The 18,755-nt window shown below is 31.5% G+C and carries 17 protein-coding genes; 2 read left to right on the top strand and 15 right to left on the bottom strand.

The genetic code is table 11. The annotated features are described in order from the left end of the window. Positions 1-309 precede the first annotated feature (309 nt). The gene (locus A3EM_RS41485) at positions 310-2,493 is read left to right on the top strand and encodes a PQQ-dependent sugar dehydrogenase (RefSeq protein ID WP_020526910.1); all 2,184 of its coding nucleotides are present in this window, start codon (positions 310-312) and stop codon (positions 2,491-2,493) included. 2 nt (positions 2,494-2,495) lie between these two features. On the opposite strand, the gene A3EM_RS0104145 is transcribed toward A3EM_RS41485, so the two are convergent. Genes A3EM_RS0104145 through A3EM_RS0104125 form a run of 5 tightly spaced genes read right to left on the bottom strand, consistent with a single transcriptional unit; the run spans position 2,496 to position 7,180 of the window. Next, entirely contained in the window at positions 2,496-3,356 is an 861-nt protein-coding gene (locus tag A3EM_RS0104145) for a glycosyltransferase family 2 protein (protein ID WP_020526909.1), read from the bottom strand. Further along, the gene (locus A3EM_RS0104140) at positions 3,349-4,725 is read right to left on the bottom strand and encodes an O-antigen ligase family protein (RefSeq protein ID WP_020526908.1); all 1,377 of its coding nucleotides are present in this window, start codon (positions 4,723-4,725) and stop codon (positions 3,349-3,351) included. The genes A3EM_RS0104145 and A3EM_RS0104140 overlap by 8 nt, the downstream gene beginning before the upstream one ends. 14 nt (positions 4,726-4,739) lie before the next feature. After that, positions 4,740-5,630, bottom strand: a complete 891-nt coding sequence (locus A3EM_RS41480) for a glycosyltransferase family 2 protein (RefSeq protein ID WP_020526907.1) — start codon at positions 5,628-5,630, stop codon at positions 4,740-4,742. Positions 5,631-5,640: 10 nt separating this feature from the next. Further along, on the bottom strand, positions 5,641-6,474 hold the full coding sequence (locus tag A3EM_RS41475; RefSeq protein ID WP_020526906.1) for a glycosyltransferase: 834 nt from the start codon (positions 6,472-6,474) through the stop codon (positions 5,641-5,643). Beyond that, positions 6,467-7,180, bottom strand: coding sequence for an FkbM family methyltransferase (locus tag A3EM_RS0104125; RefSeq protein WP_026210088.1), 714 nt, complete (start codon positions 7,178-7,180; stop codon positions 6,467-6,469). Before A3EM_RS0104125 ends, A3EM_RS41475 begins: the two co-directional genes overlap by 8 nt. Before the next feature lie 206 nt (positions 7,181-7,386). On the opposite strand from A3EM_RS0104125, the gene A3EM_RS0104120 reads away from it, so the two are divergent. After that, positions 7,387-9,432, top strand: coding sequence for a T9SS type A sorting domain-containing protein (locus tag A3EM_RS0104120; RefSeq protein WP_020526904.1), 2,046 nt, complete (start codon positions 7,387-7,389; stop codon positions 9,430-9,432). Here A3EM_RS0104120 and A3EM_RS0104115 read toward each other — a convergent pair. The 10 genes from A3EM_RS0104115 to A3EM_RS41470 form a co-directional block, all read right to left on the bottom strand. After that, entirely contained in the window at positions 9,422-10,639 is a 1,218-nt protein-coding gene (locus A3EM_RS0104115) for a glycosyltransferase (RefSeq protein WP_020526903.1), read from the bottom strand. The genes A3EM_RS0104120 and A3EM_RS0104115 overlap by 11 nt on opposite strands. Further along, a complete protein-coding gene (locus tag A3EM_RS0104110) occupies positions 10,639-11,544 on the bottom strand; it encodes a hypothetical protein (RefSeq protein ID WP_020526902.1) in 906 nt (301 codons plus the stop codon). The genes A3EM_RS0104115 and A3EM_RS0104110 overlap by 1 nt, the downstream gene beginning before the upstream one ends. Then, positions 11,541-12,968: an oligosaccharide flippase family protein gene (locus A3EM_RS0104105; protein ID WP_020526901.1), complete on the bottom strand. Its 1,428-nt coding sequence runs from the start codon at positions 12,966-12,968 to the stop codon at positions 11,541-11,543. Before A3EM_RS0104105 ends, A3EM_RS0104110 begins: the two co-directional genes overlap by 4 nt. A gap of 22 nt (positions 12,969-12,990) precedes the next feature. Next, on the bottom strand, positions 12,991-14,040 hold the full coding sequence (gene pseI, locus A3EM_RS0104100) for a pseudaminic acid synthase (RefSeq protein WP_020526900.1): 1,050 nt from the start codon (positions 14,038-14,040) through the stop codon (positions 12,991-12,993). A gap of 12 nt (positions 14,041-14,052) precedes the next feature. Next, complete coding sequence (locus A3EM_RS0104095) at positions 14,053-14,709, bottom strand: acetyltransferase (RefSeq protein WP_020526899.1); 657 nt, start codon at positions 14,707-14,709, stop codon at positions 14,053-14,055. Positions 14,710-14,779: 70 nt separating this feature from the next. Continuing rightward, complete coding sequence (locus A3EM_RS0104090) at positions 14,780-15,661, bottom strand: HpcH/HpaI aldolase/citrate lyase family protein (protein WP_020526898.1); 882 nt, start codon at positions 15,659-15,661, stop codon at positions 14,780-14,782. A 42-nt stretch (positions 15,662-15,703) separates the two neighbouring features. Continuing rightward, positions 15,704-16,513, bottom strand: coding sequence for an HpcH/HpaI aldolase/citrate lyase family protein (locus A3EM_RS0104085; RefSeq protein WP_020526897.1), 810 nt, complete (start codon positions 16,511-16,513; stop codon positions 15,704-15,706). Next, positions 16,500-16,985, bottom strand: a complete 486-nt coding sequence (locus A3EM_RS0104080; protein ID WP_020526896.1) for a MaoC family dehydratase — start codon at positions 16,983-16,985, stop codon at positions 16,500-16,502. The genes A3EM_RS0104085 and A3EM_RS0104080 overlap by 14 nt, the downstream gene beginning before the upstream one ends. Continuing rightward, positions 16,978-18,009: a hypothetical protein gene (locus tag A3EM_RS0104075; protein WP_020526895.1), complete on the bottom strand. Its 1,032-nt coding sequence runs from the start codon at positions 18,007-18,009 to the stop codon at positions 16,978-16,980. Before A3EM_RS0104075 ends, A3EM_RS0104080 begins: the two co-directional genes overlap by 8 nt. Next, positions 17,987-18,754, bottom strand: coding sequence for a cytidylyltransferase domain-containing protein (locus A3EM_RS41470; protein ID WP_020526894.1), 768 nt, complete (start codon positions 18,752-18,754; stop codon positions 17,987-17,989). Before A3EM_RS41470 ends, A3EM_RS0104075 begins: the two co-directional genes overlap by 23 nt. Position 18,755: the final 1 nt, after the last annotated feature.

Here is an 18,755-nt window from a genome sequence, read left to right as displayed (position 1 = left end):
TTTATCAAACCAAAAATAACATACGCGATTATAACCCTGCTTATAAGATTATCAAAAGGAAGTGGTAATGTAACAACCACTAAAAAAAGGGTTAAAATCTCCAGTTTTTGAAAATCTTTTCTAAAGTCAAAATTCCAGGTCAATTTGAACAAGTTAAAAAAATGATATAAAAATTAAATTTTGATGATGTATTTTTACCGATAATTTGGTCGCAAGCATACCTAATATTTAAACAAAATCAAAGTATATAATACTTTTAAAAGCCCTAAGCAATAACTGTTTTTTCCTTTTTAATCTCATTTTTTTCAAATGAAAATATTATTATTAAAAAAAATATTTTTTGTATTACTTGTGTTTTTTTCCACAACCTGTTTTGGACAACAACTCCTCGAAAATTTTTTCACTTTTCCTTTGGTGGATGGATTAAGTTCACCCACTTCGATGGTTTTTACACCTGATAATAGAATTTTAATAGGGGAGCAGAAAGGTACTGTACGAGTAATAAAAAATGGAATTTTACAAAAAGAGCCTTTTATTGAATTAGATGCCAATCTGGTTCCTTTTGAACAAGGTCTTGAAAGTATAACTCTAGATCCTAATTTTGAAAAAAACAGTTTTGTTTATCTTTTTTATACACTTCCAAAAGGAGTAAATAACAGGTTAATCAAAGTAAAAGCAGTAAATGACACCGCAGATGTGTCAACAATAGAAAACTTGCTCGATTTTACCCCATTGGGCCCTTCTACAATCCACAATGGTGGAGGAATGAGATTTGGACTAGATGGAAAATTATATATTGCACATGGGGAAAACGGCCATGGACCTTCTTCTCAATACTGGAATCATCATGGGAAAGTGATTAGAATAAACTCTGACGGTTCTATTCCTGAGGACAATCCTTATAATAACCACAGCAATGAAAACCTTAAATATATTTGGAGTTGGGGACTTAGAAATCCATATACCATGGATATCCACCCCAAAACTGGAAGAATATTCGTGAATGATGTTGGGGAAGAAAGCTGGGAAGAAATAAATGACATTACCGAACCAGATCAAAATTTTGGGTGGCCAATATTTGAAGGGAATGGAAATGATGATAAATATAAAAATCCACTTTATGCATATCCACATGAATCAGAAGAGTCTAGCACAAAAGGCTGCGCCATCTCTGGTGGAACATTTTTTTTAGGTGAAAGTTCTAATTATCCATCAGATTACAAGGATAAATACTATTTTATGGACTATTGTAACAGGTGGATTAAACTGCTGGATTTAGCAGATTCTTCTGTCTCCACATTTGCTGAAAATATTGGAGGAAGTAATGTTTCTTTAACTACAGGTTCTGATGGGAATTTGTACTTTCTCGAAAGGTCAGCGGGCAAATTGCACAAGATCATTTATACTGAGGAAAAAAAACCACAGGTTTTAAGAAATCCCGACTCCTTCCAAACTTCTGAAAAAGAAAATTTTTCATTACGTGTTTATGTATCTGGCAAAGAACCAATTTCCTATCAATGGAAAAAGGATGGAGTAATTCTTCCTGGGGAGACTTCGAGTGATCTAATTATAGCATCGGCTTCTTTTTCTGATGCAGGGAAATATTCCGTAGTAATTAGCAATGAATGGGGAGAAATTGAAAGTAAGAAAAGTTCAATTTCTGTTGTTGGGTTTAATGCCAGACCAACTGCCAAGATCATGATACCACGAATGGATACACTTTATACTGCGGGAGATACAATTTATTTTTCTGGTAAAGGAATAGATTTAGAAGATGGGGAAATGGCAGATAGTACTTTTTCCTGGTCTGTAGTATTTCATCATGAAGATCATACCCATGATGGTCCCCCAATAGCCACGGGATCTAAAGAAGGGTCTTTTGTAATTCCCACAGTAGGAGAAGTAGATAGTGATGTTTGGTATAGATTATATTTGAAAGTGGAAGATTCTGGGGGGTTAACAGATCGGGTTTATAAGGAGTATTTCCCCAATATTTCAACCATAACATTAAATACTAAACCAGTAAACCTATGGCTTTCTTTAGATGGCCATAAAGAGCTAAAATCGCCAATTACATTTGATGGCGTTTCTGGAGTAATCCGTGAGCTAGGATCATTTTCCCCACAAATTGTAGATAGTATTGCGTATATTTTTGATCATTGGGAACATGGTGGAGAAATCATTCAGGAAATAACAACACCTCCAACTGCTCAAACATTTACAGCAGTATTTAAAGAGATGCCAAATGAAATTGAAATTTACCCTAATCCAGTTACTGACAAATTGATTTTCGATTTCAATTCAACAACATTTAAAACCTTAGTTTTTTCATTAATTAGTATTTCAGGGAAAGAAATTGTAAATGAAACTAAATTAATTCCAGCAGGAATTAGCGATTTTTTTATTGATGTCTCTAAAATCCCTTCAGGACTTTATATTTTGCAATTAAAAAATAAAGATATTAATATGATACAAAAAATTGTTATTGAATAATTTTAAATATTCCTATTATGAAAAAAGTAGCCTAAAACCCGTCCTTTTAGACCAATTATATAATAATATGATTCCTTAAGATTGAAATGCAATAAACCCAGAATTACTCCTGCTAAATATAATCCCCAAATATAAAAGGCGAACCAAATAGGATATTTATGTAACCTAATAAATCTCCCTCTCGCTAATCCATATCTGTAGGACCTTTTAAATATTTTTTTATTGAACTTTCTTGTAGGATTGGGGTGATAAATAACAAGGTTAGGGAAAAACTCGAATCTACAGCCTTTTTCCAACAGCCGAAGTATTAGATCAGGCCCTTCATCACACCAGTATCCACTTTTTGCTCCAGGTCCAAAAGTCTCATCAAACCGTATTTCACTAAGGCTCTCTTTCCTCACAAAAACAGTAAATTCAACCATTTTTTTAAGCACATTGAACTTGTTAATAACACCTGGTTCATCAGAAAACCTCACCATTGCCCCCTCTCCTGATTTATCTTTTGAGCTTAAAGTAATGCCATCCAAATCTCTTCGAGATTTAAATATATCACTTACTTCATTAAGCAAGCCTTCAGCGTATTCACAGTCATCATCGGGAAATGTAATAATATCGCCTTTTGCCAAATTTATTCCTTCATTTCTTGCTATAGAGGCTCCCGATTTTGATATTTTTTTAATATTTATATTTAAACCATCACCGTGTTTTGTAATAATTTGATTTACTTTATCATCTTTATTCTGATCGATTATGATTATTTCAAAATCATCAAAACTTTGTTTTTTTAAGGAATGAAGTAGGATTATCAGTTCTTTTGATCTATTCAGAGTAGGAATGATTAATGAAAATTTAAACCTATCCATTTATTTTATTTTTAGAAATTAAATTTAGTTGATTCATTGAAATGGAAATAGCAAGAATAAACCAAAAATACATAGCATAATAAGTGAATCCGGAAATTTGGCTAACAATTAAAAGCATTATTGTAGATTGAAAAATTCCTGTAAGTATAGGTCTTGAAAAATTTGAATTACTGTAATCGCCTACTTTTTTCACAATTTTTGATTGTTTAAACAGGTTTTTTGTAAAAAGTAAAACAAATAGGAAAAAGGTAATTAATCCACCTCCAGCCAAAGTACATGTTATTAAATCCCAACTTGGAAATACCCCCCAGCCTATTCCAAATATTGGGTATTCTAAAAAATATTTCCACCCATATTCTAGTGACTTGAACCTTTCAATCCCCGAATAACTACCAAGTTTAAGTAATACATTTTCAACTAAAACAGGAGAAACAAACCCAATTCCTGTAATTATAGTGAAAAGCAAAAAAACAAACCATCTTTTTATTTTTCCCTCCCTGAATAGAATAATTATGGCGAATAGGAACATTAAGGCTAACCCTACATATGCTGTAGTACTTAATGAAAACACCAACACCAGTGAAATTGATAATACCCCGATAAAGTCAAATACTCTTGAAAGTATCTTTTCTTTAAAGTAAAATGCCCAAAAAAGAAATGGCAGCGCTGTGAGTAATTGTTGAGACATTATAGAAGGCTCCAGAGCTACTGAAGTAATCCTGGGAAAACCATTGTCATCTAACAGAATACTAGAAAAATTCACTGAATTTTGATTGAATAAGAACCCGGGGTATTTTATCCCTGTAAAAAAACAAAAGTATTCAAACCACCCCCAAAAGCTTACAAAAATACTTGATATCAAGTAAATTTTAATCACATTAGTAAGCAGGTCTTTGCCTACTGTTATTTTATTTAGATAAAGTGAAAAAAGTAATCCAAAAAGAAAAAATAAATATTGCGTAATATACTGAAATCTAAAAGTTAAAGGTACTTCTTTGGCGTAATAAACTAGACCTTCCCCATAAGGATCAAGTACCTTCAAGGAACCATTAATGATAGCAGGCATAAAGGCTGAAATAGTTACTGATAAAGAAATTAGAATTAATATAAAAGTAGTAGATTTTATTTTTTCATTTACTTTCCGAAACTTTTTAAGATTTGTTAAAATGAACTGTAATAAGCAAAGCGTTCCCAGAAACATGGAAACCCGGATACCATCAGCATCGATACCTGATAATGAAATTTTGAATACCGAAGTACCCGTGAAGGGAATGAAAAAAACGGTAAGATAAAGAAGCCTTTTTGGAAAATACACAAAAAAGAATATGCTTAAAGGGATTATTATCCAGCCAATTGGAAATAAAATCATTTTATTATTTGAAATTATTTAGACCATCTTCTTTTTTTACCGTTAATAATTCTGTAAATATCAGCCAATTGGTTAGAAACCCCTTTACCAAAGATTTTTTCTAGGATTATTATCCCCCAAATCCTTATTTTCCACAAAAAAATATCTTTAGAAAATCCTTTTATTCCGTTTAGATTTCTTGCTAAATTAAACTCATTTGCTAAGGTTAATCTTTTATTTAAATCTCCGCTAACTCCTCCGCTTCTCATACCTGCAATAGTTAAAGAATCAACAAATAGCGCTTCTTTTTCCAGAGTTCCAAATTCCCTAAGCAAAAACTCATAATCTCCAGCGATAATAAAGTCTTCATTAAAGTACCCATGCTCTTCAAACATGTCTTTATGATGGAAGGATGCACAATGTGAAAGGGTCATTTTATCACGGATTTTCCGTTTAGAATTTTCCCAAGGTTCAGCAAGTTCTTCAATTAATTCAAGACTATCTGCCGACAGGTATTTTATTTTGCCGTACACATACCTTATTTGCTTCATGCCAGCTTCCTGAAGTGAGGGAATTAAATTTTCAACCACTTTTTCATCCCATAAAAAATCATCTGCCCCAACAAAGCAAACCCAATCACCATCTATTTTTTTCAGACCTTTATTCCATGCATTGTATATGCCTTTATCTGGCTTACTTTCCCAATATTTTATAGATGAATCATATTTTTTAATTATCTCAACAGATTTATCATGTGATCCACCATCAATTACAACTAATTCGATGTTTTTATAGGACTGTTTCAGGACACTCTCAATAGCTTTTTCAAGGTATTTTTCGCCATTGTAAACAGCAATTATAAATGAAATTATAGGATTTTCATCAATTACCTTATTATATACACTTCCAATTACCGAATCAATCATTTTATTTTTTTTAAATCCATTTTTTCGCTTCTAAATCAAAGGAAATAAAATAAGATGCATTTAGTTTTTTTTTCAAAAAAGAGGGAAATTGCCAACAAACCAGATCGATTAAAGCCATTAAATAACTGGAAACCGTTTTCCTTTCACAAAAGCTACTTTTCTCATTATTATATTCCTGTATCAGTTCCGACTGCTGTCCTTCATGGACTTTAAATCCTCCCAAATAAGAATTAACAATAAATAGTTCTGCCATTTCGGAAAAGGAATACCATAAAAAATAATCACCTGCCAGTTTAAAGCTTCCTAGCTTTTCTAAATTTATACCATTAGTTAAAGAATATTTCCAGAAAACCGATTCCTGTTGAATATAGGGAAGTACTTCTCCATAAATACCACTTTTTATTAAACTCTTCCTATACCTAAACGGAGTCTTTACATCAATAACTTGGGAATTTTCATTATAATAGACAATTAATCCAGAAATCCATTTGATGTCCAGGTTACTTTCAAATACTTCAATAACAGTATCAAAAGCATATTTCTGGTAATAATCCCCTGCATTTAAATAGGCTATTATATCACCTGTAGCCAATTGCAATCCCTTTGCAAGTGCATCATACATCCCGTTATCAGGTTCTGAAATAATCTTTATCTGACTGGAATTGAAAGATTTAATTAGTGCTATAGTTTTATCTGTTGAATTACCATCGCAAATAATATATTCCAGCTCTACCTTACCCTTAATAACAGCATTCTGATTGATCACAGAACCAACAGTCTCCTCTATATATTTTTCACTATTATAGCAAGGGGTGAGTATCGTAATTTTTCCAACTTTATTCATAAGTATTTACCTCAAACTCCTTCCTTGACTCAGGAATAAAAAATAAGTCAAACTGCCACAAAGATTTGTCATATTGCCTGAATAAAGGTTCAGATATATCAATACACCTAAACCCTTTTTCCTTTAAAAAGGCACACATTTCGTGGAACAACATGCTTTCACTGGTAATATTAAAATTGTAGGTTTCTACTACAATTAAATTGGTATGCTTTAATACTTCCGTAGCACCATCAAATATGGGAAGCTCAAACCCGTGAGTATCCAGTTTTAATAAATATGGTCCCTCTAAATCATATTCTCCTGCCAGACTGTCAACACTTCTAACATTTATTTTTTTAAAGTTTTCGTTAAGCGCTTCCTTTGAGGCCTTTCCTCCATATAAGGTAGAATTATCAAAATATATTTCCCCATCTTTCTCCCCTGCTGCTGCAATAATATAATCTACATTTTTATGGCTTTTCTTAAACTTTTTTAAACCTTCAATATGTTCATCGGAGGCATCAATCAAAAAATATTCTGCATCAGAAAAATATTCCATGGCAACTTTCGACCATGAACCATTTGATGCTCCTATATCAATCACAGCGTTAATTTCAATTTTTCTTTTTGATATCCTTTGTAAAGCAGACTCGGTGGAAAGAGCCGTAAAAATAAGTTTGTTGCTTAAGCCAGACTTAATCAGGAATTTCTTTATAAGATTTTTCAATACAAATAAAATTGGTAGCAAAAAAATGATGAAGTCCCAAAATTAACAGAAAATTTATTTTCTTTGATAATAATTGAACTTATTCACCACTTTTTAAACAAAGTGTTGTAAGATAAAACTCTCCCATGAAAGAGCATCAGTATAAAAATTTTTCAATTCATTTATATTGCTATCTTTTTTACAAGGTTTCTAACTAACAATAACTTATGAAAGCCATTTTCAATATTAAAAAATCACTGCTTATTCTCCTTCTTTTTTACTCTCAGATTCTTTTTAGCCAAGATCATATTTATGTCAATCAATCCAACAATATACAAGGAACTGGTACATTGAAAAACCCATTTAACACAATTGATAAAGCAATCGAATGGGTAAAGTTCAACAAAAATAGTATAAAAGGAGACCTAACCATCTATATTAAAGAAGGACATTATTTTATTAATAAACCAATTCATATAAATTCTTCCCACAATTTACCTAATGGAATACTTAGCCTGGAAGCATTCCCTGGAGACAGACCAGTAATCAGTGGTGGCATTCCAGTGAATGGATGGAAAAAACATGAGAAAGGAATTTATAAAGCAACGGTTCCAATTAGCAATTTCAGACAACTTTATTTCAAAGATCAAAAAGCAATAAGGGCCAGAACCCCCAATCCCTGTGCCTTCTTCAGAATTGTTGACTGGGATGAAAATATTAAGAAAATTATTGTTAATGAACCAGATGTGGCCAACGTTAAATTCCTGTCTGATAATAATCCAACAGAAATGTTTGTCCAGAAACACTGGGGTTTACAGATTTACAGGCTTAACGAGATTGAAAATAATTGGGGTACAATTTACGTCACACCTTTTGATAGAGAAAGAGAAGAAACATTTAAATTTGATTTTCCTCAAAGATCTGGAAATGTTTCGTATCATTTTGAGAATAATTATCAATTTATGGATCAGGCAAATGAATGGTATTTTGATAAAACCACACACACCTTATATTTCCTTCCTGAATTTGATCAGACTGATAGTTTGGAAAACAATTTTATCATTCCTGCCACAGACACACTATTGTCTATCATTGGAAGCCTTGAAGAGCCTGTAAACAATTTATCAATTAAAGGATTGACATTTTCTCATTCTAACTGGAATTTACCTACTGAAATTGGTTTTGTAACCAGTCAGGCAAGTAATTATACAAAATATGGAAAAAATCAACCTTCCAATGGGGCTATATTTGTAAAAGATACAAGGAAACTGGTACTGGAAGGAAATACTTTAAAAAACCTCGGAGGATCAGGCATTATCTTTCACAGTGGGGTTAGAGAATCCAAAATTCTGGCTAATCAAATTGAAGAAATTGCAAGTAACGGGATAGTAATAGACTGGGACTTGGAAAAAATGGATATAAATGGCATTTATTCAGGAAATGTTTTAGTTAAAAATAATTTCATTACGAAAGTGGGAAGTGATTATAAATCCGGAGTAGGTGTATTCGTTGGCTACGCTGATTCTGTTACTATTGAAAATAATTATATATTTAATGTGCCTTACTCTGCAATAAGTGTGGGGTGGGGATGGACGAGTGATGACACTAACCTAAAAGATAACATCATTAGAAATAATAGAATTGAAAATGCAGTAACTCTGCTAAGTGATGGAGCAGGCATATATACGCTTTCCAAACAGCCTGGAACAAAAATATATGGTAATCTGATAAAAAATGTAAATAAATCCGAGTGGTCCGTGGGAGGCCTTGAAGGTTGGCCCGTTGCAGGAATTTATCTGGACGAAAGATCTGATCTAATATCCGTTTATGACAACTTAATAATTAATGCTGATCAAGATTACCATTTCAGCCCCTCACTTGGTGAAAATAATATTTTAAGCTTATTTACTACTAATTCTGGAGATATATTAAAATCAAGTGGGCTTGAAAAAGAATATAAATTTTTATCCCAAGGCAAATTAATAATTGATAATTGTCCATTTTCATTTGACGAAGCCCACCAATTTGAAATTTTTCCTTTCCCTAATCCAGTAAAAGAAGACGTTACAATAATTTATAATTTCCCCCACAATAACGAAAAGATAATTTGTGAATTTTTTGATTTAAATGGAGCCAAAGTATTAGAAAATGTTTTTGACTTCAGCTTTTTAGGTTATATTAAATTAAGTAATTTACCTTTAAAAAATGGAATGTACATTGTAAGGTTATCCACTGGGAAAGATTATGGAATTACAAAACTAATTAAGGTTTAACTTTTATCAGAGACTCATAAATATTTTTGTAGGCTAATGCCTGCTTTTTCATTTCATAATTTTGGATTGCCTTTTTCCTTATTACTTCTCTATTGAATACAACTTCACCTGAAATAATCTTTCGTATTGATTTCAATAACCCTTCTGGTGAAGTTTCATCGCATATTAAGCCATTTTCATTTGGAATTACCATATCTGGAATACCTCCAATATTAAACCCCACCACAGGAGTTCCACAAGCTAAGGATTCTAAAACGGTATTTGGTAAATTATCTTCAATAGATGGGATAACAAAAACATCAGCTGCACTGTATACGATTCTTATGAATCGTTCATCTCTCACCAAACCCAATGAAAAAAAGTTTTTCAATTCATTTTTTAAACCATCGTTTTCACCTAAAGCACATAAAATTACATCCTCATTACTTAATTTTTTTATAGCTTTCTTTAAGTAATTAAAGCCCTTCCTCTGATTAGATAAGGATTCACAAACGAATAAAACAATTTTTTTATCCTGTGGAAGGTCTAATATTTTCCTCGCAATTTGACTATCTAAAGGTTTAAAAACCTCTGTATCAAGGCCATATGGTATAACTTTATGATCAAACCCTGAAAATAACTCACTAGAGTTAGATTCATTTCCAAGCCATTGGGAGGGGGTAACAATAATGGGAGGATATTTAGTTTGCTTTAATGCTTTCTTTTTCAAAATTTCGTTTTTGGCAATCTGCCTGATATAACTTGACTTTGGAAATCCCTTTTTATATGGATATCCTCCTGAAAAAGGATACATATCATGAAGGGTCCAAACTATTGGCTTCGTATTATTAACAAAAAATGAATTAAAATCTAAGAAATGCTCCACCCAATGTAAATTAATAATATCAGCATCCTGATAAGCCTTATTTTTAGTTATATCAAAAGGTGTATTTGGGAAAATAAAATCTTCATTACCTCTTGGCTTATCCTTCAGTTTCCTCTTAAGCTTTGCCCTGTAAAATATTTGTTTTTGCTTAAATAAAAACTTATCAAAAGCACCACCTAGCTGTCCCTGAAAGCTTTCTATACGAGGAATTTCCTTATAAATCGGGTTTTCTAAAACCAAAAGTTTAGAATCTAATCCTAAACTCAATAAACCCTTATGCAACCTGATACACGCAATCCCTGCTCCTCCTCTATCATAGGTATTAATATGTAAAATTTTCATCAGATTTTTCTATTAAGTATTTTATTCATTGAATGAAACAGGAGGGTTTTATAAATAAGAAAAATAAAAGACAAACGACCTATACTGTTTTTTAAACCCAACTCGCTATTTACAAGCTCCTTTTGTTCTGGTGAAATTTTATCAAATAATCCAGTAAACAGCTTTATTACATATGATTTATGGTCTGAATTATTTATTAAAACTCCTTTATTAAAATTTGGATCTGAAATATTTTTATATATTGGCGGATTACCTATAAGAGAAAATGGTAATCCTAAATCGACAAGGTAAAATAAATGAGATCCAATTGAATTTGACAAACCGTATTTCCTGGATTTTATAATGTTGTAAAACCTTTTAATAAAATCTGGATGTAAGGGATTCCCTGCTGTCACGCATTCAAATCCCCGATCCATGAAATATTTGTGAGCTCCTTTAAGAATATCAAGGTAATAAAAACAAATAGTAATTGGTTTGAATTTTTCAGGAAGTTTTTCTAGTTCATATATTATATTTTCTAATCCTATTTCTACATTAGTATGGGCAGTCGAATGAGAAAAAAAGAAAACTGATCCTTTAGCATTCACATCTTTTTTAATATTATTCCTATCCTTATAAATAGCAAAAGGATTCTTAACAACATAACAGGGCTTTTTAGAATACCTAAGCCAGATTTTTTGCATTCTTTCTGAGAAAACCAACATTACGGGTAAACCATTCTCCAAATCAGTTTTCACGGGGTAGTCAAGAAAAGTTATCCCATGATTACAATGCACAGGCAAGGGTAATAAATTGGGATATAACCCATACTTTTTTAGCTCAATTCCGTAACCATATAATTGACTAAATTGCTTTAATTCAGTCTTGCTTCCATTCGATAAGTCAATTAATTCCTGCTCACTCATACTTTTTTTATTTGAATGATTTTCTTATAGTTTTTTATCAGAAAAAATCCCAGGCAAAGGGATATAATGGCTGTAACTAATAATTTCACATGTATATCCATACTACCCAAAAAATACGCAGCTATGGTAATAATTAAAGTTAAAACAATTAAAAATTCAGGATAAACCTTTAATTGTTTTTGCTGCTTGTATTCTTTCAAAAAATACCCGGAATAACCAACATAAAGAAGAGATAGATAAGTTGTTAAAGCTGCCGCCAAAATTCCAAAATATGGAATAAAAATTAGGTTAAGAATTATATTGATCAATGCCCCAACTAATGAAATTTTAAGGAATGACTTTGTTTTCTCTGCAAAAAAAAGAAGGGAATTAATAGCAATATACATAGGTCTATAGCTAAAGCTCATAATTAAAATAATTCCAATTTGGTAAGCCTGCTGTAATTCCTCATTTTTAATAAGGATAATAAAAATTTCTTTTAGCCAAATACTGGTAAGGAAAGTTATTAGTATCATTCCAAATTGAAGTATAAATAATAATTTCCTATAATTAATTTTAGAAATATCGTCACCTTTAGCGTAAAACTTCATAAAAGTTGGAGAAATGGCAAAACTTAAGGCATCACTAAACTGGGAAAAATAATTTGATAGTGTACCTGCCGCATTGTATTTACCAATTTGATTAATTCCCACATTTAGGCCTTGCATTACCAACCTGTCACTTGAATTCAAAATATAAAAGGAATAGTTATGGGGAATTAGTGGTAATGAAAGCTTTAAAGATTTTTTTATTCTATACCATTTAAAATTTAGGATAGGTAATAACTTTCCTTTTATAATCACAGGATAGCAATAAGAGATATAGTTCAGTATGGTAACAAAAAACTGGCTCCAAAACCATCCAAGATACCCTAACTTTAAAAATACAATGGTATATAACTGAATAGAAATACCAATAAACCCTAAAATACTTGACCTTAAGGTAATCTGTAATGGTTTTTCCTTATAGTGAAAATACCTGATACTAACAATATCCAGACTAGGAGTAAAAAGATAAGGGGAACAAGTCAAAAAAATAATTAATTTAGTGTTTGATTCCGCCTCTTTGGGAATTATTATAAAGACGATAAGAGAAGCTAAGAAAAAAAACACAAATCCCCAGTAAACCATAAAGCCTTGTATCTGCCGCCAAATCCATTTGTACCTATTTTTAAACTTAAAATAAGAGTTGGCTATAACTACCTGAAACCCCAACTCTTTCAATCCTTCTAATGCTCCCGTTGCAGCAATAATTACCCCATAGATTCCAAAATCAGAAGGAGTTAAATGTTTAGTTATGATGGGAAGAATAAAAATCCCTGCAATTGAATGAAGTTTTGGAAAAACAGTATAAATAAATATATTGGAAAATACCTTTCGAAACATCCTCTTATAACCCTAAAATCTCTTAGTTTAAAATTTCCCAACTTACAGGAGTACCTTCATTTATATCTATATTTGCCTTTTTCCCAATAATCTCATCAAAAAACTGTGGATGAATTCCAAGATTTGGCCTCAAACTTTTAATATGATTTGATTCAATTTTTTCCCCTTTTTTGATATTCTTCACAAAGAATAATGACCTTGCCGACCCTCGGGCACCTTTCATTTTTTCAGTAAGATTATAATTAATTTCTCCAAGAGCTTTTTCTGTTTCTCTTACAGAATTAACCATCATTTTAAACTCTTGAGGATCTAATGAAAAATTTGAATCAATTCCCCCCAAATTCTTATCCAGAATAAAATGTTTTTCTATTATTTTTGCCCCTAAGGCCACTGCACCAACAGGTACACTTATACCTAAAGTATGATCTGATAAACCAGGAATTACATTAAACGTATCTTTTATATTTGGAATAGTGTTAAGATTTACCTCTTCCAATGGTGTTGGATAGGCAGATGTGCATTTAAGAACAGCAATATCCTCATTCCCTTCTTTTCTAATTGTATCTAAAGCTAAATGAATATCCGAAATTGTAGAAATACCACTTGATAGAATAATTGGTTTACCTTTACTTGCAGCATATTTTATTAAAGGAATATCAGTAATCTCCAAGGAGGCTATTTTATAAGCAGGTACATTGATACTTTCTAAAAAATCTACTCCTTCCTGGTCAAAAGGGCTTGAAAAACAATCCATTCCTAGGTTTTCAGCAACTTTTTTCAGTTTTTTCTGCCATTCGTAAGGCATTGCCCCTTCTTTGTATAAATCAAATAGTTTTGTCCCTTCCCAAATAGTGCCCTTCCTTGCTTTAAATTTGGGATCATCCAAATCTAAAACCATACTTTCTGGTTTATAAGTCTGAAATTTCACTGCATTGGCTCCTGAATTTTTCATAGCCTCAATAGTCCTTGCAGCAATTTCATATTGGCCATTATGGTTTGCTGATAACTCTGCAATAATATAAACCTCGGGAAGGCTATTATCGATTTTATTTTTCCCTATAAAAAATCCCATTTATATGTTTTGTTATTTAGTTGATCCAATTACCCGACCTGGATTCCCAACCACTTTAGCATAATCTTCAACACTCTTAATTATAACACTTCCCATACCCACAACAGCCCATTTCCCTATTCTAATATTTTCAATTGTTGTACAATTCGTTCCTAAGTAGGCTCCCTCATCCAATACTAAAGAAGCTCCAATACAAGCATTATTCGCTACATAACTATAATTTTTGAGAATTGCATTATGACCAATTAGAGATTGTCCAAAAATTTGTATGTGATTATTTATAACCACATTTGGTCCAACGCTAACAAATGGCTGAATACAAACCCCATGACCAATTCTCGCAGACTTTGAAACAACTGCGGTTGGATGAATTACTGTGGCAAATTTCTCATCAGGAATCTCAAGATCTAGTAATTTGGATAAAAACTTATGATTTAACTTCACTGAAATTAAAGCATAAAAAAAGTATACATCAGGATCAGAAATAAATTTTTCAACTTCCTCTTTTGTGATTTTCCCAAGAATGGGATAGCTATTTATTGGTTCAGTCTCAAAATCATTTAAAAATCCTAATATTTCCCATTCCTTATTAACCATATTAATATCCTCCACCGTTGACGCTACTACACTTCCATTACCCATCCCCCCCATTATGATTAATTTTTTCATTTAATTTTAATTTTTGATTATAATTAACTAATTCATCTGCTAACTTTTCGTCCAATTACTAACTTACCATTTAGTCAACTCCATTCCTTTTTATTTTTTCAACTTTTTTCAACACACTTTCCGCTCTTTTCTGCATTGGTGGCCCTATAAGTTTTCCATCTAACAGAGTAACTCCCATCCCCTTTTTTTCACTTTCTTTTATAGCTGCAATAATTCTTTCGGCTTCCTCAATTTCAAGGTCTGAAGGAGAAAATGCTTTATTAGCAATTTTCAATTGACTAGGATGAATCGTGAGTGATCCAGAAAAGCCTAACTCTCTGGCTAATTCCACTTCATTTTTAAATCCTTTTAAATCATGAATATCCAGATAAGGAGTATCAATAGGTTCTATTTTTGCAGCCCTGGCAGCTATTACAATATTTGATCGGGGAACTAATAAACTTGTGCCATGCTCTTTGTGGAGTCCATCTAAATCTCTTAAATAGTCTTCTCCTCCAAATGCCAACCCAATCATTCTTTTTGATGAAATTCCAATTTCGTATGCTCTTAAAACAGCTTCAGCAGTTTCAATAAGTGGACACATTTTAAATTTCCCTTCAGGAAAACCATTATCAGCCTCCAATTGTAATAACAGTTTATCAAAATAAAAAATATCCTGCTCATTTTGAATCTTGGTAAACATAAACCCATCAGTATTTTCATGGATAGTCCACTTTAAATCCTCCGATAATAAATTGGAATCTATAGAATTTACCCGGATAAACACTTTTTGCTTAAAGGCATCACGATCTAAAAAATTTTTAATATTTTCTCTAGCTTCAGGTTTATTCTCATTAGGAACAGAGTCTTCTAAGTCCAGAATCAATGCATCAGCCTCCAAGGTTGTAGCTTTTTCCAGGAATTTTGTCATATAACTGGGGACAAAAAACATAGTTCTTAAACTATAATTCATTAATTAATTGGTTTATTTTCAATAGTATATATCTAAATTCACTCAAATCCCTAATATTAATTTAGCTTTTTTATACTTTGGAGGGGAAACAATTAGTTTTCCAACTTTTTGGTAACCTCCATTATAATTTTCACCTACGGCTTCTATGATATTTTTAGCCCAATTAATTTCTTCTTCACTTATACTATATACTGAGTTGATAATATCTATCTGCTTAGGATGAATTGAAAATCTACCATCAAAGCCTAACCTTCTTGAAAAATTACACTCATTTGAAAGTTCAGTTTCATCTGCAAATTTCATTGACACTGTATCGAAGCATTCCCAACCGTTAGCTTTACATTTTAGAACAAAATTCGTTTTCAATTGAATTAAAAAATCTGAATCGAAAGTAGGAAAAAAAGTTAAACTCGACAACATATCTTCTAAGCCAAGTCCTGCCCCAAGAATATTTTTGTTTTCAAAAAATGACAAAATCATTAAATCCTTAATGGACTCAAAAATTAAAATAATTTTTAATTTTGAATCTAGTTTATCCAAAAAGGCGAGCATTTGACTTCCAAAATTAAATTTTGGAATCACTATTCCTTCTAAAGGGACATTATTTACTAACTCAATATCTCTTTCAAAGAATTCACTATTAATCTCATTTATTCGAAGAAAATATTTTTTTCCATTTTTGTTTTGGCCTTCTAAATAAAAATTTAAAATATTTTGTCTTGCTAGTTCTTTTTTCCTTATTGGCACAGCATCCTCTAAATCGAAGATAAAAATATTTGCAGGTAACATTGAAGTTTTCGCAAAAAATTCTGGCTTATCTGCAGGAATAAAATGAAGGCTATTTGTTTTCATTATTGCTAACCGGGACTAATACTTTTCTTCTTAAAGTTAAAATTTTTTCGTTCCTCTGATTTCTTGCCATAGTTTCGACATAAATTATTCCTCGGGTTGGATTTTTTTTTGAAAGTCTTTTATCCAGGATACATGTTTCAGCATATAAAGTATCTCCTATAAAGACAGGACCATCATGGTTTATTTTTTCATATTCCAAATTGGCAATAGCTTTTCCGCTTATATCAGAAACTGTAAGACCAACTACAACACTTAACACAAGCGTACCTACAACCAGTACTTGTTTATGTTGATGTGTTTGGCAAAAATTTGCGTCCAAGTGAACCGGATGATGATTCATTGTAAGCAAAGAGAAAATGTTATTATCACTTTCAGTTATGGTTTTTCCTGGCCAATGTTTATAAATACTACCTACTTCAAAATCATCATAATAATTTCCAAACTTCTCTTTTCCAATAATAATTTTATTCATAGTTTTTGAAGATTAAATCGACCTCTTTCCCTATCCTGTGAATCCCTAGATGATCTAGTCCAAAATTTGTCTGATTTTCTTTTATTGATTCAAACAGGTTAGAATTTATTATTAAATTCTCAAATTTTGATATAAAATCTTTTTGAGATAATTCTCTAAAAAAACCAAAATCAATATTTACGCTGTAGTTTTTTTCTAAATTTTTACTGGCTATTGCATTATTAAGAGCATGTCCAATAGTAAATATGGGAATTTTGTGATAAATAACTTCATAAGTAGTAACTCCAAAAGCGGAAATTACCAATGAACTATTAAATAGCAAAGAATATGAAAAAGGTTTTACAGTAATATTTTCTCGTAGTTTTTTCTGATATTCTCTAAGCTCAACCTTATGAACAAGATCAAAACCTTCAAGAAAAACAAATGATTGTTGCAGGTTAGATTCATTAATCCATCTTAATAAAGATAGCATAACCCCTTCAGGATCGCTAGCTCCTGTAGTAATAGCAATATAATTTTTTTCAGAATTTGTATTTCTAAAATTAGTAACTTCTTCATTGAGAAGGATGTACTTTGGACCATGTAAAACCTGTCCAGGTCTTAAACTATTAATTAATTCTAAAACTTCACTTGACAAATGTGCAATTGGAAAAATAACCTTTGTAGCTTTAGTTAAACCTTTACAATCATTATGAAAAAGTACTAATTTGCATCTTTTTTGAATTGCTTCAACTAAATCTTCTGAATATGGAAATAATTTATCTAAAAATAAGACCTTATAGCCTTTCTCCAAAATATCATAAATAAAACCCTCCTCCTCAAAATCATCATTTTTGAAAGAAAATTGATATTCAACTTTATTTTCTAGATAGAACTCCTCCAGATTTTTATTAAATCGAGAAAAAAAATAGGATTTAATATTGTATTCTTTTTCAAGAAATTTACTTAACGCAACACATCTTTTAGCATGACCAAAACCAAAAATGCCACCACCGTCCAATCTAATTGCTAACTGTTTTGTCATTCTCAATACTTTTTTTCAGTCCTTCTCCGATTTTAAATTTTGCATTTATCTTGGCTATTTCCGGAAATTCTTCAAGGATTTTCACAACTTCCATATAATGCCCAAACAAACCTCTTTCTTCCAAAATCTTGTATAGTTGGTTAATAGCATCATAGTCTTCCTGATAATCTACAGTAAGTCGTAAATGAGAATAATTAGATTGATACTCAACACCTCCAATTGTAAATAATTTCGGATGAGTCCGGATATAGTGAGTTACATGTTCTCTTTCAGAAGAAAGATTTGCCTTTTCCCATGATTTTTTAAATGCCTCGAAGCTTCCAATGCTAGCTTCTAATCCATGCGGTAATTTTAATGGCATGCTATTGCTTATATAATCCCATTTCCCTTCATTAAATTTTTCAATTAATTTATCTATTTCAACAGGATCAATTAGTGGACAATCTCCTGTTACTCTTACAATAGCGGTTGCTTTTAATTTTGTTCCAACCTGAAAATATCTATCCAAAACATCCTCTTCACTACCTCTAAAAACTAAAATATCATTTTCATTACAAAACTCTTCAAGTGGATCGTCTAAAGTATTTTCTGTTGTAGCAATCACTACTTTGGAAGCTTTCTTAACTTGTAAACATCTATCAAATACCCTTTTAATCAATGGAATTCCATTTACATGTTTCAAAACTTTTCCTGGGAGCCTGGTTGAACCCAAACGTGCCTGAATAATTATAACCGTATTTTGCATT

This window comes from Flexithrix dorotheae DSM 6795, assembly GCF_000379765.1.
GTDB lineage: Bacteria > Bacteroidota > Bacteroidia > Cytophagales > Flammeovirgaceae > Flexithrix > Flexithrix dorotheae.
This window is presented reverse-complemented; position numbering and strand designations above follow the sequence as displayed.